The organism is Flocculibacter collagenilyticus, from assembly GCF_016469335.1.
GTDB classification, from domain to species: domain Bacteria; phylum Pseudomonadota; class Gammaproteobacteria; order Enterobacterales; family Alteromonadaceae; genus Flocculibacter; species Flocculibacter collagenilyticus.
In genome coordinates this window covers 156,006-180,401 of sequence record NZ_CP059888.1, presented here as the reverse complement: position 1 = coordinate 180,401, position 24,396 = coordinate 156,006, and the positions used below count along the sequence as shown (strand labels likewise).

General features: G+C 41.6%; 24 protein-coding genes. 17 read left to right on the top strand and 7 right to left on the bottom strand.

The genetic code is table 11. The annotated features are described in order from the left end of the window. Positions 1–36 precede the first annotated feature (36 nt). From HUU81_RS00835 to HUU81_RS00825, 3 genes are all read left to right on the top strand, one after another. The gene (locus HUU81_RS00835; protein WP_199610354.1) at positions 37–1,953 is read left to right on the top strand and encodes an ABC transporter ATP-binding protein; all 1,917 of its coding nucleotides are present in this window, start codon (positions 37–39) and stop codon (positions 1,951–1,953) included. Positions 1,954–1,973: 20 nt separating this feature from the next. Beyond that, a complete protein-coding gene (locus tag HUU81_RS00830; protein WP_199610352.1) occupies positions 1,974–2,501 on the top strand; it encodes a TIGR02444 family protein in 528 nt (175 codons plus the stop codon). Between the two features lie 122 nt (positions 2,502–2,623). Further along, the gene (locus HUU81_RS00825) at positions 2,624–2,773 is read left to right on the top strand and encodes a DUF3149 domain-containing protein (RefSeq protein ID WP_233520549.1); all 150 of its coding nucleotides are present in this window, start codon (positions 2,624–2,626) and stop codon (positions 2,771–2,773) included. 14 nt (positions 2,774–2,787) lie between these two features. Here the strand turns inward: HUU81_RS00825 and HUU81_RS00820 are convergent, their stop codons facing one another. Then, positions 2,788–3,123 (bottom strand): AzlD domain-containing protein, encoded by a 336-nt coding sequence (locus HUU81_RS00820; RefSeq protein WP_199610351.1) that lies wholly within the window; start codon positions 3,121–3,123, stop codon positions 2,788–2,790. Beyond that, entirely contained in the window at positions 3,123–3,932 is an 810-nt protein-coding gene (locus HUU81_RS00815) for an AzlC family ABC transporter permease (RefSeq protein WP_199610350.1), read from the bottom strand. The genes HUU81_RS00820 and HUU81_RS00815 overlap by 1 nt, the downstream gene beginning before the upstream one ends. Positions 3,933–4,032: 100 nt before the next feature. On the opposite strand from HUU81_RS00815, the gene HUU81_RS00810 reads away from it, so the two are divergent. From HUU81_RS00810 to HUU81_RS00785, 6 genes are all read left to right on the top strand, one after another. Continuing rightward, positions 4,033–4,932, top strand: coding sequence for a LysR family transcriptional regulator (locus HUU81_RS00810; RefSeq protein WP_199610349.1), 900 nt, complete (start codon positions 4,033–4,035; stop codon positions 4,930–4,932). Between the two features lie 9 nt (positions 4,933–4,941). Then, positions 4,942–5,148 carry a hypothetical protein gene (locus HUU81_RS00805; protein ID WP_407644829.1) on the top strand — a complete coding sequence of 69 codons (207 nt, stop codon included), beginning with the start codon at positions 4,942–4,944 and terminating at the stop codon, positions 5,146–5,148. A gap of 21 nt (positions 5,149–5,169) precedes the next feature. Beyond that, positions 5,170–6,153, top strand: a complete 984-nt coding sequence (locus HUU81_RS00800) for a hydrolase (protein ID WP_199610348.1) — start codon at positions 5,170–5,172, stop codon at positions 6,151–6,153. An 18-nt stretch (positions 6,154–6,171) separates the two neighbouring features. Continuing rightward, a complete protein-coding gene (locus HUU81_RS00795; RefSeq protein WP_199610347.1) occupies positions 6,172–6,426 on the top strand; it encodes a YheU family protein in 255 nt (84 codons plus the stop codon). Between the two features lie 83 nt (positions 6,427–6,509). Beyond that, the gene (locus HUU81_RS00790; protein WP_199610345.1) at positions 6,510–7,085 is read left to right on the top strand and encodes a GNAT family N-acetyltransferase; all 576 of its coding nucleotides are present in this window, start codon (positions 6,510–6,512) and stop codon (positions 7,083–7,085) included. A gap of 441 nt (positions 7,086–7,526) precedes the next feature. Beyond that, complete coding sequence (locus tag HUU81_RS00785; protein WP_199610344.1) at positions 7,527–8,885, top strand: SPFH domain-containing protein; 1,359 nt, start codon at positions 7,527–7,529, stop codon at positions 8,883–8,885. Positions 8,886–9,152: 267 nt separating this feature from the next. On the opposite strand, the gene HUU81_RS00780 is transcribed toward HUU81_RS00785, so the two are convergent. From HUU81_RS00780 to HUU81_RS00770, 3 genes are read right to left on the bottom strand one after another with little or no spacing between them, the layout of a single operon-like run. After that, positions 9,153–10,493: an HD-GYP domain-containing protein gene (locus HUU81_RS00780; RefSeq protein WP_199610342.1), complete on the bottom strand. Its 1,341-nt coding sequence runs from the start codon at positions 10,491–10,493 to the stop codon at positions 9,153–9,155. A 58-nt stretch (positions 10,494–10,551) separates the two neighbouring features. Further along, positions 10,552–11,571, bottom strand: a complete 1,020-nt coding sequence (locus HUU81_RS00775; RefSeq protein WP_199610340.1) for a serine/threonine dehydratase — start codon at positions 11,569–11,571, stop codon at positions 10,552–10,554. A 52-nt stretch (positions 11,572–11,623) separates the two neighbouring features. Continuing rightward, complete coding sequence (locus tag HUU81_RS00770) at positions 11,624–12,490, bottom strand: LysR family transcriptional regulator (RefSeq protein WP_199610339.1); 867 nt, start codon at positions 12,488–12,490, stop codon at positions 11,624–11,626. Between the two features lie 147 nt (positions 12,491–12,637). Here HUU81_RS00770 and HUU81_RS00765 point away from each other — a divergent pair, with 147 nt between their 5' ends. From HUU81_RS00765 to HUU81_RS00740, 6 genes are all read left to right on the top strand, one after another. Continuing rightward, a complete protein-coding gene (locus HUU81_RS00765) occupies positions 12,638–13,834 on the top strand; it encodes an acyl-CoA dehydrogenase (protein ID WP_199610338.1) in 1,197 nt (398 codons plus the stop codon). 110 nt (positions 13,835–13,944) lie between these two features. Next, on the top strand, positions 13,945–16,266 hold the full coding sequence (locus tag HUU81_RS00760) for a dehydrogenase E1 component subunit alpha/beta (RefSeq protein WP_199610337.1): 2,322 nt from the start codon (positions 13,945–13,947) through the stop codon (positions 16,264–16,266). Between the two features lie 12 nt (positions 16,267–16,278). Beyond that, positions 16,279–17,340 (top strand): ACP S-malonyltransferase, encoded by a 1,062-nt coding sequence (locus tag HUU81_RS00755; protein WP_199610336.1) that lies wholly within the window; start codon positions 16,279–16,281, stop codon positions 17,338–17,340. A gap of 236 nt (positions 17,341–17,576) precedes the next feature. Beyond that, positions 17,577–17,924 carry a DUF413 domain-containing protein gene (gene maoP / locus HUU81_RS00750; RefSeq protein ID WP_199610335.1) on the top strand — a complete coding sequence of 116 codons (348 nt, stop codon included), beginning with the start codon at positions 17,577–17,579 and terminating at the stop codon, positions 17,922–17,924. A 244-nt stretch (positions 17,925–18,168) separates the two neighbouring features. Beyond that, a complete protein-coding gene (locus HUU81_RS00745) occupies positions 18,169–19,350 on the top strand; it encodes a dipeptidase (RefSeq protein ID WP_199611920.1) in 1,182 nt (393 codons plus the stop codon). 11 nt (positions 19,351–19,361) lie between these two features. Further along, a complete protein-coding gene (locus HUU81_RS00740) occupies positions 19,362–20,444 on the top strand; it encodes a cysteine synthase A (RefSeq protein WP_199610333.1) in 1,083 nt (360 codons plus the stop codon). A gap of 39 nt (positions 20,445–20,483) precedes the next feature. Here HUU81_RS00740 and HUU81_RS00735 read toward each other — a convergent pair whose 3' ends face one another. Beyond that, positions 20,484–20,714, bottom strand: coding sequence for a hypothetical protein (locus HUU81_RS00735; protein WP_199610332.1), 231 nt, complete (start codon positions 20,712–20,714; stop codon positions 20,484–20,486). 188 nt (positions 20,715–20,902) lie between these two features. On the opposite strand from HUU81_RS00735, the gene HUU81_RS00730 reads away from it, so the two are divergent. Together HUU81_RS00730 and HUU81_RS00725 are read left to right on the top strand one after the other, a co-directional pair. After that, positions 20,903–21,541, top strand: a complete 639-nt coding sequence (locus HUU81_RS00730; protein ID WP_199610331.1) for a CatA-like O-acetyltransferase — start codon at positions 20,903–20,905, stop codon at positions 21,539–21,541. 65 nt (positions 21,542–21,606) lie between these two features. After that, complete coding sequence (locus HUU81_RS00725; RefSeq protein ID WP_199610330.1) at positions 21,607–21,885, top strand: peptidylprolyl isomerase; 279 nt, start codon at positions 21,607–21,609, stop codon at positions 21,883–21,885. An 18-nt stretch (positions 21,886–21,903) separates the two neighbouring features. Here the strand turns inward: HUU81_RS00725 and HUU81_RS00720 are convergent, their stop codons facing one another. Then, positions 21,904–24,342 carry a response regulator gene (locus HUU81_RS00720; protein ID WP_199610329.1) on the bottom strand — a complete coding sequence of 813 codons (2,439 nt, stop codon included), beginning with the start codon at positions 24,340–24,342 and terminating at the stop codon, positions 21,904–21,906. Positions 24,343–24,396 lie beyond the last annotated feature (54 nt).

Here is a 24,396-nt window from a genome sequence, read left to right as displayed (position 1 = left end):
AACCACTTCTAATGCAAGTAAGAGACGTAAACAAGTATGATCCAGCTTTCCAATGTTCAATTATTACGCGGTGTAAACACACTTCTTTCCGATGCCAGCGCGACCATTTATCCTGGCCATAAAGTTGGGTTAACTGGCGCAAATGGTTGTGGTAAATCCAGTTTATTTGCACTTGTTCGCGGTGAAATTAGCTTGGATCAAGGCGAGTGTAACTATCCTAATGATTGGAAAATAGCCTCGGTTAAACAAGAAACCCCCGCATTAGAAAAACCAGCCATTGAATATGTGATTGACGGCGATGTGGAATATCGCACAATTCAACAAGCACTGATTGAGGCAGAACAGGCTGACAATGGTGAGAAAATTGCTCACCTTCACCATCAGCTGGACGCCATGAATGCTTATAGCATTAACGCCCGAGCGGGTGAGTTATTACATGGTTTGGGGTTTACAACAGCACAATTAGATCAACCTGTAAAAAGTTTTAGTGGTGGTTGGCGCATGCGCCTGAATCTTGCTCAAGCCCTTATATGTCGCTCCGACTTACTCTTACTGGATGAGCCTACTAACCACTTAGATTTAGATGCCGTGTTTTGGCTAGAACGCTGGTTAAAACAATACCCGGGCACACTGATTTTAATCTCTCACGATCGCGACTTTTTAGATACCGTAGTCAATCAGATTATCCATATCGAAAATCAAACACTAAACAGCTATACCGGTAACTACACAAGCTTCGAACGCCAACGTATTGAAAAACTTGCACAACAACAGTCAATGTATGAAAAGCAAGAAAAGCAAAAAGCACATTTACAAAAGTTTGTTGATCGTTTTCGCGCCAAAGCCAGCAAAGCCAAACAAGCACAAAGTCGTTTAAAAGCATTAGAGCGCATGGAAGATTTGGCGCCTGCTCATGTGGACTCCCCGTTTCAATTTGACTTCTTCACTCCGCCACAACTGCCTAATCCATTAGTTTATATGGAGCGAATGCAAGCGGGTTATCCAACCAAGACCATTTTAGAGAATATTAAACTTAACCTAGTGCCTGGCAGCAGAATAGGATTATTAGGACGAAATGGGGCTGGTAAATCAACCTTTATTAAAACCTTAGCGGGCGAGCTAAAACCACTGGGTGGATTGTATGAAACCAGTAATGGCTTAGCAATTGGTTACTTTGCGCAGCATCAATTAGAATTTTTGCGTTCTGACGAAACACCACTGCAACACATGCAGCACTTGGCTCCCGACGTGTTAGAGCAACAATTACGCGATCATCTAGGTCGCTTTGGCTTTAGTGGTGACAATGCCACCAGCAAAGTTGCTCCTTTCTCCGGCGGCGAGAAAGCCCGTTTAGTACTAGCAATGATTGTTTATCAAAAGCCTAACCTACTCTTACTGGATGAACCTACTAACCATTTAGATTTAGAAATGCGCCATGCCCTTGCTATGGCACTACAAGCCTTTGAAGGTGCAATGGTGATTGTATCGCACGACCGTCACTTGTTAAAAACCACCACTGACGAATTTTACTTAGTGGCAGATGGCAGCGTAACGGCATTTAATGGCGATCTCGACGATTATCATCAGTGGTTAACCGAAGCTAATAAAGCAGAAGCGGCCGCCATATCAACAAAACCAAGTTCAGAGCACTCTGCGGTTAATCGCAAAGATAAAAAGCGTAAAGAAGCTGAGTTTAGACAACAAACCAAACCCTTACGACAACAAGTAGAAAAACTCGATAAGCAGTTAGAGAAGCTAAACCAAGAAAAGCATACCCTTGAATTGTCGCTTAGTGATAATGCATTGTACGACGACTCAAACAAAGATAAATTAAAACAATTACTTGAACAACAAGCTAAACTAGTTATTACATTGGAAGAAACTGAAGAATTGTGGATGGAAGCCAGCGAAGCATTAGAGCTAAAACAACAAGCATTTGATGCTGATAACTAGCTAATACCATAGGAGCAGCTATGTCACTACCCCATCGCGATCTTGCCACCGAAGAATTGTGGGTATTTTCATTACTAATTTATTCAAAAGCAAACGTCAAAGAGATTTGCTTATATTGGCAAGACAAGTTCGGCGCCAATGTGAATATTATGCTGCTGCTATTATGGTGCGATGCGCAACAAGTAACGTTAACCGAGCAACACATTAAACGGCTGCAAAAAGTGATTGCGCACTGGAATGAAAATTACACAACTAGACTAAGAGCACTTCGGATCAGTGCCGCAGCTGAAAAACTGCCTAAAGCGGCTGCTGATAAAATCAAAAAAAGTCTGCTTTCCGCAGAACTCGAATTAGAGCGGGTTGAACAAGCAATGCTAACAGCAACGCTATATCAATTAGACTCACTGACTGAAGCAAACTCAACAAAAACGGCCGCTGCACAAAAAGGTAATTTATATACCTATATTGCGCTGCTCACCCCAACGCCTTATGCGGCACATTTAAAGCAAATTCATGATCTAAATCAAATAGTAGAGCAACTAGGTTAACCAGCTAGCGCATTCTTTGATCTATGTCATAGAACATATCCAACAGACTCCTACAATTAGCGCTATCAACTTATCGCCTTTTATGGCGCTACCCTTTAAATGTACAGCGTAAGGAGTCCAACATGGATACAATGTTTGAGGTATTTTTTAGAGACTTTTTTAGCGATCCCGTTCTGCTTGTCTCGTTTGCAGGCTTGGCATTAGTCATTGGTCTTTGTGTATTTTATGCATGCTACTTTGCTTATCAAATCCATCAGGCACCAAAGTCTTAATATTGCGGCGCTTATTAAAGTAGTAGCTTAAATAGAAAATAACTGATTAACCCTAACGCAATGGTTAGCAATAAATTGCTCGTCCATTTGGCCACGGCAAAGGCCACTATGCCAGCCAATAAATAATGATTAGTTAGGGTTAAATTAAGTTGATGATTATGCGGCATTACCAGTGCGGGCACTATTAATGCAGAAAGCACAGCAACGGGTACAAACACCAAGCCATCCTGAATATTACGAGGTAAAGTAAACTTACCGGCGAATGCAATCAGCACATAACGAATGGAAAACGTAACCGCGGTCATGCCTATTACAATCAGTACAAAATCTAATAAACTGTAATCGCTCATTATCCTTTCTCCTGAACGGAAGCATATTTCGTTGGCTCACACTCGGTTTGATTTTTACTCATGCCAGCTTCGCTTTTAATTGCGGGCGACGGAATACGCATATACACATTCACTATTACGCCACATATTACCGCAACGATTACGCTCACAATCAAACCTAGTTGATGCGGTAAATGATGTAACAGCACCGCTAACGTTCCCGCCGTTACTACCGTAGCCCACATTGCCCGGTTAATTAAATAAGGCGCGACTATGCCTATAAAAGTTATAGGCATAGCCACTTCCAGCCCCCACTGGCCAATTTCTGGTACCGCTTCACCTACGGTATAACCTAATAAGGTACATATTTGCCAATTAACATACATGGCAAACATAGAACCTAAATAAAAATAATGCGCCGACGCCGACTCACTTGTTTGCTCGTAGCGTTTTATTGCCACAACATATGTCTCGTCTGTTAAACCAAAACACATCAATGCACGTATACGCTGTGGTAACTGGTGCATGTAGGGCAATAAGCTAGCCGCGTATAGCATATGCCGTAAATTAACCACAAATGTTGTCGCTATAATCAACCAAGGCGCTGCGCCAGTCGCCAATAGCCCTAGCGCAATAAATTGTGAAGACCCAGCAAAAACAAAAATTGACAACGACTGGGTAAACCAAAGCGCTAAGCCTTGCTGTTGTGCAAGTGTGCCAAAAATAATCCCAAAGGGAATCGCACCAATAACTAATGGAATGCTGTGCTTAATGCCTGCTAAAAATGCAGCGCGATACGCTATGTTTGTCGATAACTCTGCTACTTTCATCCGTGTACTGATCTTAAAATTGAATGTTTACGTTGATCCAGTGTAGTGAACAAACTACTATCAAAAAAATGAATAGAAGTTATATTGAGTTATTAACAAAATGAATATTACTCAGCTTGACTTAAATTTAATGCAGGTATTTTTACAAATTTATGAAAATAAAAGCCTGTCACTCGCTGCTGAGCACCTGAATTTAAGCCAACCTGCTATCAGTCATAGCCTAAAAAAATTACGGGACTATTTTGACGATCCCATTTTTGTGCGTTCGCGTGGCGGCATGGTGGCCACGCCTTTTTCTGATGGTATTTATCCAAATGTTAAACAAGCAATTACGTTATTGCAGACGCCTATACTGGCTCATAAAACCTTCTCGCCAGAACAGTGCAATACCGTCATAAAAGTAGCAGTAAGCGACTTTAATGGCGCGTTTTTACTGCCTAAACTTGCGGTTTACCTGTCTGAACACGCCCCAAACGTTGAGCTACAAGTGGTACACTTAGATCGCGATACCGTGCACCAACACCTAGCTTCAGGCAAATTAGATTTTGCCATTGGTAGTTTATTTGCCATTGCGGATGCCGGGTTGTATCAAACACGCTTGTTTGAAGATAACTATGTTTGTGTTGTCAGTAACAAACACAGCCATATTCAAAATACACTGTCCTTTGATGATTATATTACCGCGCAACATGTTATCTTCTCGGTAGAAGAAAAAGGCGTACGTGACAGTGACGCCTACCTTAAACAGCAGCAACAAACACGCCGAGTCGTAATGCGAGTACCTTATGCCGCCAATATTGTAAAAATTGTCGAGCAAACGGACTATATTTGTGCATTGCCCACAAAAATAGCCACTGCCTATTGTCAGGGGTTAGCTGTAAAGCAATTTCCTTTTCCCTTTTCAATACCTCACTATCAAGTCAATTTATATTGGCATCAACGCACCGACTGTTCAGCTCAACATAAATGGTTTCGCCAAACGTTAAAGTCCTTAATGTAGATAATTATCATGAAGTTAGATTTTAGTACGATTAATAAAAAAACAGCCGACTCTTTTCACCAACAAAAAGCACTGATCAAAAAAGTGCTGGCGGGGAAAAAAGTACTTTGCCCCACCTGCAAGCAAGCGTTACACTTACTGCCACCTGAAAAGCATGCACAAGCGGGTATTGCTTGCCCAAAGCAATGCACGTTAATTTTGTTAGAAATGGAATAATCTGTTTTATTTGCGCCACAAATGATAGTAAAAAGCTTATTTAAACCCGCTTGGTGGTTAAAACATTGCCACCTGCAAACCATTATGCCCCGTGTAATTAGAAAGCACTTTCACCTTAGCACTCAGCCTGAGCTGCTTGAGTTGCCTGATGGTGACTTTGTTGAGTTAGCGTGGACACAAAAAGTATCACACCAAACAACCACCCCTATTGTATTGGTATTTCATGGCCTGGAAGGGTCGGTAAATAGTGTATACGCCAAAGGCATGATGAAAGCCATTGCTGATGCAGGTTGGACCGGCGTATTAATGCACTTTCGTGGATGCGGCAGTGATATAAATAGATTGGCCAGAGCCTATCATTCTGGCGAAACAGACGATGCTAACTACTTTATCAACCACATTCGCAAACACTACCCTAACAGCCCACTTGCCGCAGTAGGTTTTTCCTTAGGCGGCAATGTTTTAGCAAAATATCTGGGGGAACAAGGCGACAAGTCTCCGTTGTCATGCGCTGCCGTCATTTGCGCACCATTTGATTTAGCATCCAGCTCGCACCGAATTACACAAGGTAGCTCTAAAATTTATCAAAAATATCTGTTGGATATGCTCAAAACCAGCACGATAAACAAGTTACAAAAAATGCAACAAGGCTTCCCTTTGTCGTATTCCCCATATGATGTAAAACGATTCAAAACACTCCGTGAATTTGATAATGCGATTACCGCCCCCATACACGGATTTATTGATGCCGAAGATTATTACCAGCGCGCAAGTGGTATGCCTTTCCTCAAGTCTATTCGCGTACCCAGTTTAATTATTCACGCCAAAGATGATCCGTTTATGTCTGATGCAGTTATTCCAAAAACGCACCAACTTTCTAGTGCAATTCGTTATGAATTAAGCGAGCATGGCGGGCACGTAGGGTTTATTGCAGGCCACAACCCACGAAAACCTATTTTTTGGCTAGAACACCGTATACCGCAATTTTTTGCTGAACACTTTTAAGCACAAGGCTACCCGTTAATGCTGATTCCACACGATCAACTTTCGCCCGACACTCTAGCTAATTTAATTAAAGAATATGTGCTGCGTGAAGGCACCGATTATGGCTTTAACGAAGTCACTTTAGAGGCCAAAATAGCACAAATAAAGCAGCAACTTGTGCTCGGTGATATTGTTATTGTTTTCTCGCAAGCGCATGAAACTGTTAATTTAATTTCTAAAGACGCATTTAATAAACTACAATATCAAGAAGCATCTGATGATTATTTTCCATAGTGAAGCCTATTAGCGAGTATCACCTTTCAATTGTGACCGTTTAGTGCCATTCTACTTATTCAATATGAATGGAGTAAAAAGTCATGACAACCAACACCTTATGCCAAAAAGTCAATGCGTTACACTTAACCACTGAACGGCTAACGGTGCGACGCCCTATCTCACAAGATCAAGAAGCACATTTAATTCATACATTAGATCCTGAAGTATGTAGGCATATTCGTGAAGTACCGAGTGTAGAAGATGCCAAACGTGCCTTTATCGACTTGCTAGACCCATGGCAGGGTGACGAACATGAATGGGCTTGTTTTATGGTTGAGCTGCAACGCGACAAAGCCGTGATTGGCAGTGTCGCATTTCGTTATACCAGCCACGAAGATAATATTGTTGAAATTGGCTATCGCTTTAATCGCGCTTATCAAGGCCATGGCTATGCCATCGAAGCCATGACAGCCTTTATTGACGCACTACAACAGCAAATACAAGTACGTAAACTAATTGCACTAGTTAGCGTTGAAAATACACCATCATTAAAACTGATTGAAAAGCTGAACATGGAACAAGAAGGCTATTTTAAACTTAACCACTTTGTGGTTGATCATTGGGTAGATGAAAAACAGTTTGCATTATTAAATCCGTATTTCAGCTACATCAACTAGGAAAAGAAAGTTTTTCGGGCTCTCAGCTAGTGCACCAACCGAGAATAATCACTAAAAACTTTAACAATACATTAAAAAATTGTATCATCGCCCCGAATATACCTCTGAGATTAAATCAAGCGCTATGGTGAAGTAGTTGTAGTTAATACCGTTAAATATGCAATGGCATTGTAAGTTCATAAAATGGATTTCAATAGGATATGACCAGCGTTTAAAGGAGCATTTATTTAGCTAATATCTCGTTAAACAACAATCACCTCTATTGATCCCCCCCTAATTAATGAACTCATACGTGTTCACTGATGAACTTAACCTCATTTTAACAATGACAAATTACACAAATAATGTAGCGTTTATCTCAACAGTATAGATTTGATTACTGTAATACACCCAAGTGTATCTGCCCTCTTAACCAAGTATTAAATAAGGATTATTTCAATAATGGATGCTGTATCAGTTATAAAGTCCAAATCATCACTCATCAAAAAGTTCATCGCTGCGGGTATTGCCATGCTCGTATTGATATATGTGCTCTCTGAGTCATTCTTTTATGCAGAGCCTGGATATATTTACCATGTCAGAACTGTTACAGGTAATGAAGCCGTGGTAACTGAAATAGGTTATAAGTTCTATCCATTTGGGCGATATAACTCATGGAAAAGAGCGATGACAGTGCAAGCTGCTAATTCTGAAATTAACGGAATCAGTTCGGAAAAGGATGCAGATAATGCGTCTGCGAATTTACCACCATTGAGTATCATGTTTCTTGATCAAGTAGACGCGCACGCTGAGGCGACAGTACGTTTTTCTATTCCTTCCGATGAAGAGTCTTTCTTAAAACTAGCACATGAATACCGCTCCCCAGAAAACTTATTACGTACCGCACTTTTACCTGCCTTCAAAGAAACATTGCAAGCTAACGCATCCCTAATGGCAGCAGAGGAATACTATGCAGGTGGCCGAACAGAGTTTAACTCAGAATTTGAAAATCAGATGAGCAACGGTATATTTTTAGTTAAGCGAGAAGAGGTAACAATTAAGTCCGGAAAAACAGGCTCTGGATCTGCGAATGCCTCGTTAGGCACAGATCAAGAGGAGTACGGTGAAGACTCTAAAACCGTTTTCTTGGTCAAAAAAGTGCTCGATGAAAATGGACAACCAAGACGTAAAACTCAACGTTTCATAGATTTTGGGATCACTGTTGTATCAGCATTAGTAACAGATATGAAACCCAATCAGAAGTTTATTGAACGTATGCAGTTAAAACAGAAAGCATCCGCAGATAGAGCAATCGCACGTGAACAACGTGTTCAGGAAGAAGAGCAGCGTTTGTTAGCAATTGCCAGAGGTGAACGTGAGGTAGCACAACGCCAAGCAAAAGCGAAAGTAGAGCAAATTCAAAAAACAACTGAAGCTGAAACAGATAAACAGTTAGCTATTACTGGCGCACAGAAGCTTAAGGCAGAAGCTGCTATTCAAAAAGAAACTGCTGAAATTAACTTTGAAAAAGCTAAAATTGAGGCGCAAACACAGCGTACATTAGCTGATGCAGAAGCCTATCAGAAGAAAGTGATCTTACAAGCGGATAATGCATTGGCACAAAAATTAGAAGCTGAAATCAAAATTCAACAGTTGTGGGCATCGGCCTTCGCGAACCGTAAAGTACCTACCAATGTATTTGGCGGAGGGGCAGGTGGCTCCGCACCAGTGGGTAGTGATTCTGAAACAAAAGCGTTTATGCAAATGCTAACTTTAGATGCTGCTAAGCGATTAAACTATGATCGAACCTTAGGAAAGTAAAAGCTATAGTATTATAAAAACTGGCCCCCAGTGAGGGCCAAATCATACGTTATAGCTTTATGTTTTTTCTATTTATAGGTTGTTAGCGACCCCATTTATTTCTACAACTTCATGTTTATAACATTGTAGGAATAAATGGCGGCTTATATAGCCGCAACTATAATGTTCGTCGGCATCAATCACTCTAGAACAATCGTTCATATTACATAACGATGAAAGCACATAGCATTGTAAAAGCATTTTTTATCCGTGGTTTTATGACCTTTATCACAACACCTCATTGCTAGATTTATTCAACAACTGCTCTAATATATTCACTTTTTGCTCTATATCATGCTCATCCAGCTTTGCAGCATCTAAGTTTGCTACTACGCCACGTACCAGTTTGGTTAACTGGTTTAAGTGCCAAGAGACCTCATTTAACATTAATGCATACTGCTCAATGTCGAGTATTTCTTCGTCTTGGCAATCTGTTGGTTCTAGCGATACTAACCAGTTTACAAATAAATCATCATTAATCCCTGAGGTGACAAACAAATCGCTGAGTTGCTCTACCATTTCAGCCGTTCGTGATAAGTCAGGATGATTAAACTCTTCAGCTAACACTTCATTAATGCTGCAGATAATTTCAAATAAATGCTTCAAGTTCACCCTACGGTCGATGATATTAGAGATCAACATGGGTATTTCTTCAGTCTTATGGCATGTCGTCATGGGTGCAACAATACGATTAATAAGGCGCAATGCAGCTTTGGCATTGACTTCGCGATTTACACTCACGTTAATCTGAATGATGGGCTCCAGCGCTCTGAGGGAGTAACCATGCTTAGCCACATACTTAAAAAATATCGCAATGACTTGGTCTGCAAATGCAACAATTTGCCCCGCATCACATAATTGACTATCTAACTTTCCTTTTGGATAACCAAAGCCATCCGTCCGCTCATGATGCTCTAATACAGCACGCGAAATCATTTTTGGCAGCTTAGGCACAAACGTTAAAAAGTGATAACCGATTGCGACATGCCCTTGCAATAATCGCCACTCTTCAGCCGTGATCGAACCTTCTTTACCTACCACCGCAGGGTCTATGTGTAATAAACCTAAATCTCTTGCCAATGCTGCCACAAAAACGATATGCGTTGCATCATCATCTAGTTCTCTTTCTTGGCAGATCATTAATGCTACAGCCGCACCCATTACGGCTTTTAGGTATAGCATGGGAAATTGCGAAGACATCACAGCTAACTTTTGAGTAATTAAGGGGTAACGACGGACTTTTTCACTTTCTTCTGCAAACTTTTTAGTTGTTAAAGGGTTAGAAAAAAAATTAACGACCTCAGGGTGCTTTGGCATGCCTTTGAAGTCTTCATAGATATTACAGCCCTGCGATAGCGTAACGCGCATTTCTAGCGGCACTGCTAGTTTATGCCGCGTGACTTTGCGCGCAGTTTCTGGATCTAGCCGAGCGCCTTTAGGCACAATCAGGACGCCTTTATCGTTGACGATATCTTCACTGGCAACCACAGCATTATCGCGATTAACTTCTGCTAAGTTATCGGCATAATAGTTTTTATTATTTTCTTCAGGCTTTTGTGTTCCCGTCATACCGACTCTTTATTTTATGCTAGGTATTTATAATAAATGAACACTCAGTATAGAACACTCAACTAAACTCTTGTGGCAAAGTTGTTAAATAATCTGTCTGCCAAATGGTTTGCATCGTTTTTTGATCAATATTCCCGCCAGAAATTATTATTAATAAATTTAGTGGTTTAGATGAAGCCTGTGCAGCATCATGCGTTTTCAACCACCGTACTGCCGCGGCCATAGACATCGCACTGGTCGGCTCGATACGTACCTTAAGTAAATGATTGAGCCATTGCGTCCAATAAGCGATAGCGCGCTCTTCCACCTCATAAAAACCATCTAATTTTTTTAAATACTCAAAAGTTAACGAGCCAACACTTAAGGTCTTTGCACCGTCTGCTAACGTGGATGGCGTATCAGATAATGTCATTATTTTATTTTCACGTAATGAACATGCGGCATCGTTTGCTATCAGCGGCTCTACACCAATCACCTTAATTTGTTTGTGCTGTTGCTCGGCAATCCCATTCGTTGCAATATAAGTGCCTGATAACAACCCACCACCACCACAAGGCGCAAATACTGCATCTATATCGGGTTGCTGTTGTAGCGCTTCCAGTGCACATGTCCCTTGTCCGCAAATAATTTGCTCGTGGTTATACGGTGGTAACCAGTAAAATCCGGTTTGCTCAGCCGCGTCGGCAACACGCTCATCGGCTTCTTGGCGGGTATTGCACAGCACTACATTAGCACCGTAGCTTTTGGTTGCTTGGGCTTTTATTTTAGACACATTTGTTGGCATAAAAATGGTGGCAGGAATTTGGAATTGCGCCGCCGCCCACGCCACAGCTTGAGCATGATTGCCCGAACTGTTAGCAACAATATGCTTCGGTAATTGCTCCTGCTCTTTTAGCCATGCTAGTGCATTGCATGCGCCTCTTGCCTTAAACGCCCCTACCTTTTGTAGCGACTCGACTTTGAAGTACACATTATGCCCTAGCCACTGGTTTAATAGATGGCTAGTTAAGACTGGTGTTTTATGCACATAAGGCGCTACTCTTTGTTGTGCTGCGTTGATATCCGCGAGTGTTAACATGGTAAATCCTTCTATAATACTTATTAGACTAATGTTATTTGCGTTATTTGCGTTATTTGCGTTGACGACTTTTACATAAACGAATTAACGTGGACATTGCATCCACACTCGTACCTATTACTGCTTTTTGCTTCGATGACGGTATTTGATAAGCTAGCCCAATATCGCGCTTTAATTTAAGTTCAGTAACTGGCCTAAACACTACATCGGGATAGCTTAATATTTGTTTTATTTTTGGCACTAAAGCGCATCCCACTTCAGCTCTAACTAATCCCATCGCATATTCAATGGTTTGAATATGTGCAGTCGGTGTTACTCGAATATTACGCTTAATTAATTCTTTCGATACCCGATCCCATGCATGGCACCCAGCGCGCTCAATAAACGCTAGGCCGTCAAAATCATTTAAATTGACCTCAGATTGTAAAGCCAACGGATGAGAGAGCGGCACCGCTAAGGCATATTCATCTTGCCACATTGGCACAAAGTGCTCGTCTTTGCTGCACATATCTCGATGAATGATTCGAGCATCGCATGGCTGCTCTGGTTCAACTAATGTAAGTTCTAGCTCTGGCACTCGTGCCGAGAACTCTTTCAACAACCTACTCATCCTATCAACACCTAACGCTCGCACTAATCCTAAACGAAATGGCTGACTATTTGATGCTTCAGTAAACAAGGCGGTAATGGCTTTAGACTGCCCCAATAAGCTGACCGCGTGCTGGTAAAGTAAGTCACCATGGCTCGTTGGCGTAACACCGCGCGCATGGCGGGTAAACAATTGGCACTGCAAACTCGACTCCAATTGTTGGATGGCTGCTGAAATGGACGGCTGAGCGATATAACAGTGTACCGCAGCAGCGCTAAAGCTTTGATTTTCATAAACAGATACAAAGTATTTAAGCGCTTTTAGATCCATTACCCTTCCTCGTTTTGAATGCTGATTACTACATTTAGCTATAGCTTTTTTCTATACTACTTAAAGATAAAGAATATTTCACCTTTAGCTTTACTGCGCTTATGCTAGCTTAAAAACCCATCAACTGAACTAAATAATGAGCGCTGTATGACTGAGCAAACATCTCCAAAAGTGACATTCGATTGGCAAGATCCTCTTAATCTAAACGCCTTACTTAATGATGAAGAACGCATGATCCGCGACACTGCACATCAGTATTGTCAAGAACGGCTAATGCCAAGAGTGTTACATGCTAATCGCCATGAACACTTTGACCGTGAAATTATGAACGAATTAGGCGAACTAGGCATGCTGGGTTGTACCTTACCAGAAAAGTATGGCTGCGCAGATGTGAATCATGCCTGCTATGGCTTAATTGCACGAGAAGTGGAACGTGTAGACAGCGGCTACCGCTCTGCAATGAGCGTACAGTCATCACTGGTTATGCACCCCATTTATGCATACGGCACAGAATCTCAGCGCGAAAAATACTTACCTAAACTCGCTACTGGCGAATGGATTGGCTGTTTTGGATTAACCGAGCCAGACGCTGGCTCAGATCCTGCCAGTATGAAAACTACCGCCAAAAAAGTTGACGGCGGCTACATGTTAAGCGGTAGCAAAATGTGGATCACAAATTCACCTATTGCTGACGTATTTGTGGTGTGGGCAAAGCTTGATGGCGTGATCAATGGCTTCATTCTAGATAAAGGCATGAAAGGGCTGTCAGCCCCTAAAATTGAAGGCAAGTTCTCGTTACGTGCCTCCATCACTGGTGAAATTGTGATGGATGAAGTGTTTGTACCAACCGAAAACCATTTGCCCAATGTAACAGGGTTGAAAGGGCCGTTCGGCTGCTTAAACAAGGCACGTTTTGGTATTGCATGGGGCGCATTAGGTGCAGCAGAGTTTTGCTGGCATGCCGCTAGGCAATATTGTTTAGACCGTACTCAGTTTGGCAAGCCATTAGCCGCAACCCAGCTAGTACAAAAGAAACTGGCTGATATGCAAACAGAAATAAGCCTAGGCTTATTAGGCTGTCTACAAGCGAGCCGTTTAATGGATCAACAAAACCTACCTGTAGAAGTGATTTCTTTATTAAAACGTAACTCTTGCGGAAAAGCGCTCGACATTGCACGTGTTGCCCGTGACATGCATGGCGGTAACGGTATCGCTGACGAATTCCATGTTATTCGTCACATGATGAATTTAGAAGCGGTTAATACTTACGAAGGCACGCACGATATCCATGCACTCATTTTGGGTCGTGCGCAAACCGGTATTCAAGCCTTTCAAAGCGTGTGATCGTCGCACGCTATATTTGTTTACTGCTTAACTGATACCAACAGCCACCAGCACGTGCGCAATAAATGATAATCAAAATAATTGCGCATCGTGTTTAAAAGGAATGCACTATGCAAGATCGTAATAAACTCATTAAAGAAAATTTTATTGCTAATGTTACCAGCGGAGATCTTCCCCCCCCTTCACGTTGGCAACCTGACGCATTGGGTTTATCGGCCAGTGAGTGTGTCGATTTATTAGAAACGCAATTAATGAGTAGACTGCTGGACTTGCATTCTCGTGTTATGCAGCGCCAAGGTGAAAGCTTTTACACTATTGGCAGTGCTGGCCATGAAGGCAATGCAGCTATCGCCAAGGCGTTTAAAGTAAACGATATGGCATTTTTACATTACCGTAGTGGCGCATTTTTTATTCAACGCAGTAAACAACTTACCGGACAAACGCCGCTATATGACATGTTGCTGTCTTTCGCGGCAGCCGCAGACGATCCTATTTCTGGTGGTCGCCATAAAGTACTTGGCAGTAAGGCATTATTTGTTCCCCCACAAACCAGCACCATTGCGTCACATGTACCTAAAGCAGTCGGCACAGCACTCAGCATTCCATTGGCAAAAAAATTACAACATCAAGGTGAATTAGCCAACGACGGCGTAGTACTATGCAGCTTCGGCGATGCGTCGGCCAATCATTCCACCGCGCAGGGCGCAATTAATGCAGCTGCATGGGCAGCCTATCAGAATATTCGTTTGCCGATTGTGTTTATTTGCGAAGATAATGGTATTGGGATCTCAACGCCAACACCGCGTGGTTGGATACACGCCAACTTTGCGAACCGAGCTGGGCTAACTTATTTAAGTTGCGATGGCTTGGACATTTTAGACACTTACCGCATGGCAAAAGAAGCTGAACGCATCGCTCGTGAAACCTATCGTCCAGTCTTTTTACATGTGCGTTTGGTTCGATTACTCGGACATGCAGGATCTGACGCCGAAGTTGCTTATCGTAAGCTCAGCGATATTGAACAAACCGAACAACAAGATCCATTATTACAAACCGCCAGCACTTTACTCGCCAATAATATCCTTAATGCGGCGCAAATTTGTGAGATGGAAAACACCCTCAGTGAACGAATCGTTCGCATCGCGAAAGAGGTTGTTAATAAGAAAAAATTAGAAAGTGCCAAAGCCGTGATGCGCTCACTAATTCCGCCACCAAGTATGTTACCAACACCTGCTAACATCAGCACTGACCAACGTAACGCACTGTTTAAGCATGAACGCCATAACGTAGGTAAGCCACAACACATGGCTAAACTGCTGAATTGGACTCTGCACGATTTGATGGCGCAATATCAACAAATTGTGATGTGCGGTGAAGACATAGGAAAAAAAGGCGGCGTTTACCATGTTACGAGTAAGCTAGTAGATAAATTTGGCCCTACCCGCGTTATTAATACACTGCTGGATGAACAGTCTATTTTGGGCTTGGCAATTGGCTTAGCACACAACAAGTTTATCCCTATACCTGAAATTCAATTTTTGGCGTACGTACATAATGCTGAAGACCAAATTCGTGGAGAAGCGGCTACCTTGCCGTTTTTCTCAAATGGCCAATTTACCAACCCAATGGTGGTACGTATTGCTGGATTAGCCTATCAAAAAGGCTTTGGCGGTCACTTTCATAACGATAACTCTTTTGCTGTATTTAGAGATATTCCTGGCCTTATTATTGCCTGTCCATCTAACGGCAAAGACGCCGTTTTAATGCTACGCGAAGCGGTAAGATTAGCGCACGAAGAAGGCCGTGTAGTGATCTTTCTTGAGCCTATTGCGCTTTATATGCAGCGCGACTTACATGAAGTAAACGACGGACAATGGGCATTTGATTACCCACTTCCCAACGAAAGCAGCCCGAACGATGCCCAAGGCATTACTGTTCATGGCAGCAGCCAACATTTAACCATTATTAGCTACGGCAACGGTTACTACTTATCGCGTAAAGCGCAAACGTTGTTATTAGCACAAGGTATTGATTGCCAAGTGATTGATTTACGCTGGTTAGCACCACTGGATGAACAAGGTATTTTAGCAGCGGTTACAGGTTGCAACAATGTACTGGTTGTTGATGAATGCCGCAAAACCGCCTCAATCAGTGAAGCCATTTTCACCTTATTTGCTGAACATAATATCCATACCAACTTAAGCAGAGTCACGGCAGATGACAGCTTTATTCCATTAGGAAAAGCGGCATATGAAGTACTGCCTAAATGCGAACAAATCGTTAATGCAGCACAAGCCCTCGTTGCGCGCTCAGCACCTCTTGAACAACCTAGTTCCATCGACTTAACCAGCTCGTCACCTAATGCAGCATCTAATGATAATGAGCCTAGTGCTGCAAATAAAAATAAGTCTTTTGCAACTTCATCATTTTAAGCAGAACCGAATATGACTAGCACCTCAAACGATACAAAAAAACAAAAAGTAGTTGTTATTTGCCCGGGCAGAGGCACCTATAACAAAGAAGAGCTTGGCTACCTGCAGCGGTTTCACAGCGATAAACAAAGTTTACTGACGACGATTGATGACTATCGCAACACCCAAGATCAAGTCAGTGTGAGCGATTTAGACAACAGTGACACCTTTAATTTACGTATTCACAGTGCAGGTGAAAATGCCTCAGCGTTAATTTATGCATGCGCAATTGCGGATTTTGCCGCTATTAACCGCGACAAATATGAGATTGTCGCCGTCACAGGCAACTCAATGGGCTGGTATATCAGCTTGGCCGCGGCTGGCGCGTTGTCACCACAAAATGCCATCCACTTAATTAATTCTATGGGTAATATGGTAAGCCAGCCATTAATTGGTGGCCAGATGATCTATCCGGTAATGACAGAAAACTGGCAACCCTGTGATGACAGCGAAACATTTTTAGCCACACAAATGAGTGATGTTCAACAGGTAGATGGTTGCCAAGTGCACTTATCAATTAAGCTGGGAGGGTATTGGGTCATCGGTGGTAACACCCAAGGACTCAACGAGTTAGCAAAACGATTGCCACAAATCGATAATCGTTATCCAATGAAGCTGTTTAACCATGCTGCTTTTCATACGCCATTATTGGAAAATGTAAGTCAACAAGCACAGCAGCTACTGCCCGTAAACTTATTCACACCGCCTCAATTACCGATGATTGATGGTGAAGGACACGTGTGGCAACCCTATCACAGTGATATTTATTCACTTCATCACTATACCCTAGCCACACAAGTAGCAACGCCGTATAACTTTACAGCTGCAATTACCACGGCATTGAAAGAGTTTGCGCCAGATAAGTTAATTATTTTAGGTCCTGGTAACACCTTAGGTGGTGCCGTTGCACAAACACTCATTAAACACCAATGGCAAAATATGACGAATAAGGAAGACTTTATTGACCGCCAAACAAGCGATCCATTTATTTTGGCTATGGGTCATCCTGAACAGCGTCAGCTGGTAACAAGCTGATTATTAATTACTTTTAATTATATTAAAGCAATATATTTAACCAATAAGTTATTAAAAAAATATTTTCAGCCCTCTTGAATTGAACTATAAATACTCATATCTATTTTCTGCTTTTAGCACCAACAATGAGGGCTTGATTTCCACCGTGCATTCCGCACGACTGTCATATATGTAGGTTAATTTAATTGGTATACAGCCACCCTTTTTATTGTGTTTAATTATTATGAGTAATAGATATGAGCAACAACAGTTTTAATGCACCTAAAAAGTTTTTCGACGCAATTAATTTCGCTGTCGGCTTTAGCCGCTCAGGCGAGTTCACTATTCGTGAAGCGCAATTATTAGAAGCGAACGGTGTAAGTTACAAAGCGTTAGCAGAAAATGAAATAACGCCCACCACTGAAGAAGAGCAACAATTCGTTAATACCATTTGTCACGGCTACCCACCGCAAAATATTCACGAAAAAGTGTGGTTAAAATACCTTGCGGCAATTAAAAAGAAAAAAACCTTTCATGCGGCCACCAGCTACAAACGAGTATCTAACACTGACAACGACTCTGTAGATTCGTCCGAGGGCATTTAACGCTCAGGTATCTTGTCATTCATACCTTAACGTATGGATGCACTTTGCTTGATTCAATGCAGCGACTGACACGGTAGTCGCTGTACCGCAGCCCCTTCCCTATAAAAGAAACTATCTGTTCCGATTACATCTAGCATTTTTTCATTCAGTACAGTAATGTGCTAGCCACAATCACCTGTATTACTTAAGGATTTCACGCATCATGAATCATTATATTGTTAGTAGTTTGAGCGCCGCTTTACTGATGGCTTCGTGCAACACGTTTGCAACGTCAACACCCAATACAACCCAGTTTGCAACCAAAAAAGCGCACCAACTCGTTCAACAACATATTTTGCTTGATAGCCATATTGATGTGCCTTACCGCCTTGAGGAAAAATGGGAAGATGTCACTAAAGCCACTGGCACTGGCGACTTCGATTATCCAAGAGCAAAGCAAGGTGGGCTGAATGCGCCATTTATGTCGATTTATATACCGGCGTCTCTTGAAAAAGCGGGTGGGGCTGTTCGTATGGCTGACCGACTTATCGATTATGTTGAAGCCATTGTCGGGCGCGCACCCGATAAATTTGCAATTGCGACCTCTGTTGCCGATGTAAAAGCACAGTTTAAACAGGGATTAATTTCTTTACCAATGGGGATGGAAAATGGTGCACCGATTGATGGCAAACTAGCAAACCTCACCCATTTTTACCAACGTGGCGTGCGCTACATTACCCTCGCTCATTCACAAAGCAACCATATTTCTGACTCCTCTTATGACTTACGTCGCCAATGGAAAGGCTTAAGTCCATTTGGCAAAACGTTAGTAACCGCAATGAACGACATTGGCATGATGATAGATATTTCTCATGTTTCCGACGATGCTTTTTACCAAGTCATCGAACTGTCTAACGCACCTGTGATTGCATCGCATAGCTCACTACGAAAGTTTACGCCGGGCTTTGAACGTAATATGGATGACGCGATGATCAAAGCGCTAGCAAAAAATGGTGGTGTCATTCAAATCAACTTTGGCTCTTCTTTTGTTAGCTCACCAGCACAAAAGTGGTATGAAAAGAAATCTAAACAAGAAAAAGCCTTAGCTAAACAATTTGGAAAAGACAGTAAAGAAGTAAGCAGCTTCGACGAGCAATATGAGAAAGAAAACCCATTTCCGTTTGCTGGACTTAATATCGTGCTAGATCATATTGATCATGTTGTGAAAATTGCAGGTATTGACCATGTTGGTATTGGTTCAGACTATGATGGTGTGGGAGATTCATTACCTGAACAACTAAAAGATGTAGCAAGTTACCCTAACCTTGTGCAAGGCCTACTGAATCGAGGCTATTCTGACGCCGATATTGTTAAAATTCTGAGTGGTAACTTCTTACGCGTTTGGCAACAAGTTGAATCGAACGCTAAACAAGCAGTTGAAAAATAGGTGTAACTATCATGACACTATCTGTAGCAAATAACATGGCTGAGCTTGTGGGTAACACTGATTTAGTAAAAATAAACTCGCTGTCAACATTAACTGGCTGCGACATTTACTTAAAGTGTGAATTTCAAAATCCAGGGGGCTCAATTAAAGATCGCGCCGCATTGCAACTGGTTAAAGATGCCGAGCAACGCGGTGACCTAAAACCAGGCATGACCATTGTAGAAGGCACCGCTGGCAATACTGGAATTGGACTTGCGATTGTAGGCAAAGCCTTAGGTTATGATGTGTTAACCGTAATGCCAAGCGGACAAGCTATTGAAAAAGAAAGAATGATTGCGTTGCATGGCGCTAAACTCAAGTTAGTTGCTCCCTGCCCGTTTGCTAATCCCAATCATTTTTACCACACAGCGCAACGCATTGCAGCCGACAACCCAAACTACTGGTGGGCTAATCAGTTTGAGAATGAATCAAATATGCGCGCTCATTACTTGCAAACGGGGCCTGAGATCTGGCAACAAACTCAAGGCAATATTGACATATTAGTTTCCGTTTGTGGCACTGGAGGCACGATTGCTGGCACTTCAAAATATTTGAAAGAGCAAAAGCCTGAGCTTGATGTATGGTTAGTTGATCCTGATGGCTCAGGTATTTACAACTATCTAAAAGAGGGTGAATATAAAGCACAAGGCAGTTCTTTTACCGAAGGGATTGGAATAATGCGCACGGTAAAAAACTTTGAGCATGCCTGTATTGATAAAGCAGTGAACTTATCTGATCAGGATCTGTTAACCATTTCTCGCTATGTTCGCGATAATGACGGTATCGTGTTAGGAAGTAGTTCGGCTCTTAATGTGGCTGGCGCTTTATTAGCCGCAATTAAATCAACCGCTTCGCAACCCAATCAAACAACGTCATCCAGAAAAACAATTGTGACTTTTGCGTGTGACTTAGGCGAGCGTTCATACTCTAAACTCTACAATGCTACTTTTTTAGCTGATCAGGGGTTACAAGAATATAATGAGAGTATTGAAGCAGTCATCTCACGCTATCAGCAACTGCCTGAGACTGCCATTGTGAATGTAAGCGAAGGCTAAACGTTTAAATCGCTAGTTGCATGAACCACCATGTTGTAACTAGCGACGCAACGCCAAATCCGGTGCCATGTCTACATCGCCACTTTCATCAATGGTGATTGCATGATCATCACGCATAGCAACAACAACTCGCTGCCCTTCTACTGCACGTGTAAACAAACCTTCGTACCCATAAAATTCAACTTCGTTAAGAGTATAATGCTGCGCTACTGATAAAGAAGGGCGTTGCAGCGCATCAACTTGATGATGATTTCTTCTATTATGTATCATTGCAGTCAATTACCAAATTTAAATATTAACAAGATTGTAAAGTGATTTTGCGCACCATTATCATTGAAAGCATCCCTTGTGCCAATATTTTACATATTGATTTTATTAATTTTTTTTTCACATTAAAAAAAATATGTAAAATAAACCGACAAACATTTCGCTATATGAATAGGACAGGTGAAATATAAATGACACACTTTATTAATCTAGATACTTGGCACCGTAAAGATCAATACGAACTCTTTTTACATTACGAGCAACCTTTTTTTAATGTGTGCGCCCATGTAGATGTCACCGAAGCAGTTAAAATGTGCAACGAGCAAAAGCGGTCATTCTTTCTTAGCACATTATTCGCAGCGATTGATACCGCGAACCATTATGAGCCCATGCGCTATCGTATTGAAAATAATAAAGTAAGAGTATATGCACAATTAGATGCCAGCTGCACAGTATTAAATAAAGATCATAGCTTTAGCTTCTGCGACTTTGGTTACTCGCCGCAGTTATCATTATTTATTGAACAAGGCCAACGCAAAATTTCGGCGCATAAAGCAGGACAAAAAAGCCTCGACCCGCAACCATCAAAAAATAATGTGGTGCATTTTTCTGTACTGCCTTGGCTGCACTTCACTAGCTTCAGTAATCCTAGCCCTATTCCCCGGCAAGACAGTATCCCCAAAATTGTAATGGGGAAATACCAAGCGTATGGTGATAAAATCTTGATGCCTGTTTCTGTTGATGTTCATCATAGTCTGATGGATGGATTACATGTAGGTGAATATTTTGCACAATTGCAAGCAACGCTTAATCGGCTAGACTCGCTTTAACCAGCGAACTCTAGATTGCTCAATAAGCGCATTCTTTTTTAACTCGATTTTATAGGAACATTATTATGCCAAAGGCTTGCGCTTATCATATTTTGGTTAAGTCCAAAGACGAAGCCCTCAAAATTAAACAACAGCTTGATAAAGGCGGCGATTTTCAAAAACTGGCCAAAAAGCATTCTACCTGCCCATCTAAAAAGCGAGGGGGGGATTTAGGCGAATTTAATAAAGGGGATATGGTCAAGCCATTTGATGATGTGGTATTTAAGCTGCCTTTATATGAAGTACATGGGCCAATAAAAACGAAATTTGGTTACCACCTAATTAAAACGGTATACAGAAGTTAATCTCTGTATACCAACACTTTAATTAACAACCAGACTAAGTTTAGGCGATTTAAAGCACCATTTTGCCAATAACTGTGCAAGCTTTTGCTCATCTAGCGGTTTCGTTAAATAGTCATCCATCCCTTGTTCTAGTAACGACTGCTTTTCTTCATTAAACGCAAAGGCGGTAAACGCCACAATAGGTGTTGTACGGTTTAGCTTGCCCAACTTAATATTACTTGCCACTTCTACCCCGCCCATTTCGGGCATCTGCACATCAGTAATGATCAAGTCAAATTGTTGCTGATCGGCTAATACGCAAGCTTGTTTACCACTGGTCACTGTTACTAATTCAATTGGATAAGTACGCATCACTAAACTCAGCAGCTGTAGGTTTGTTTCATTATCGTCAACGGCTAACACTTTAAATCGAGCAACTGGGCTAACGGATGAAACAACGTTTACAGCTGGAATACTGTTGGCCGTTGCTGCGGGTAAGGCATTAAGCTCAGCTACTGCATTAACTATTTTCTCTCGCGTTATCGGCTTTGGTAATACGGTTAATTCTGGTAGCGCGTCAATTTGCTGGTTCAATTTATCCCAAGGCGTAAATAACACGACCTTTCCAGCAAAACCAATTTCTTGACGACAAATATCAACAATATCTTTTACCGGTGGTAACACGCCTCGTTTATCAACACTTTGCGAGATAATTAAAATATCTGGATTAATATTATGCTGAAGACTTTGCCTTAACTCTTTAATGGAACGACAAATGGTTAGCGCTGTTTGCAAGCACGCGCAACTTTCAAAAAGGGCATGGGCGGCTTCAATGTTCGTTTCAAAGAACATGATTTTTTCTGGTACAGCACCCGCCGTTCGAATATATGAGATATCTTTAATGCTATTGGGTAACTGAATAATAAACTCAGCGCCTAATCCTTCAATACTCTTTAACGAAACCGAGCCACCTAATTTTTCAATAATGGTTTTACTGATTGATAAACCAAGTCCTGAGCCACCGTATTGACGAGAAGGATCGCTGCTCGCGTTACCTAACGAGGTAAATAACATCTCTTGCTGATTAGTGCTCAGCCCCATGCCCGTGTCTTTTACCACGATCTGAAGGTCGGCACTCTCATCTACAATCTTCGCTTCAATACTTAAGCTGACATACCCGTCATCTGTAAATTTAATCGCGTTATTAATTAAGTTAATCAATACCTGTTTTAAACGATACTGATCACTTTCAATCACCAAATCACTGCGACCTTCATTGATAATAAATTCAATGCCTTTTTCATGCGCAATCGGCGCAACAATGCGTGAAACACCTTCAACTAATTCGGTGAGAGCAAACTGACTGTATTTAAACTCCATTTCCCCCGCTTCAATCTTCGACATTTCCAAAATGTCAGACACCAGTGACATAAGATCTTGGCTTGATTGAAAGAGTGACTCGGCATATTTATTGTGTGGCTCTGGTAATTGGCTTTTCGCAAGCTCGCGCGAAAAGCCAACAACAGCATTAAGCGGCGTACGTATTTCATGGCTCATTGTAGCTAGAAAATCAGACTTGATATTGCTGGCTTTCATCGCTGCGTGTTTGGCTTCTTCAAGCTCTTGGTTCTTTTCTTCTAACAGCTTTAAGTTGTGCCTTAGCTCTCGGGTTGTGCTATTAACTTTTAATTCAAGTAATTCTTTAGCCTCACTAACAGTTTGCCCTGTTAGTAAAATACCTTCTTGCAAGCGCTCAAATTCAATAGGTACAGCTTGCTTTTCAATGGCTTCATCACTGTTACCTTGGCCAATTTTTTCAATTTTTTCTGTTAGCATCCGTAAGATACGATTGTTAACTTTTATTAAGCGAAGCAAAAACACGGAACTGATTAGTACCCCTGCCACTAAGCTTAAAATAATAACAATCGTTTCAAGTAGATAGCCAGAATATATGGCATCGGCGTCCAACGTGATACGTAAATACCCAAGCGGACTACGAATAAATGAGCGAGAGACCACATCATTGGCATGAGGAATTTGATAAGGAATGATTGCGCTGGTGCTGGTTAAGGTTGAGTCATTCCAATGCGCAATATTAGATTCCGTTAAAGACGATTTTTCAAGATTAAACAGCTGGTTACTATAAGAAAGTGCAAAGTATAATTTAAATTCTTTATCGTAAATCGCAATATTTTCTACTGGTAATTTGGTTTCCGTGGCACTTTTCTTTAAAAAGTCGTATAACGCCTGTTTTCGTCCTGTAATTAAAAAATATTCGGTTTTACTACTAATGGCCTCTGCAAAGTGGTGCGTTTGCTCTTTAAGCAATGCACGGAAGTCTTGGTATTTGCTGTAACTAATATACGTACCAATAATAATAGAAATTATCAATGTAGGCAGCAAAGCAACAAGAATCGCTTTACGGATAATACTTGGCTTAATGCGACTTAAAGATTTTACAGAACCTAATTTTTGCACAGAGAGGATTACCGCTTATTACACTTCACTAATACACTCAGTTTAACATTCCTG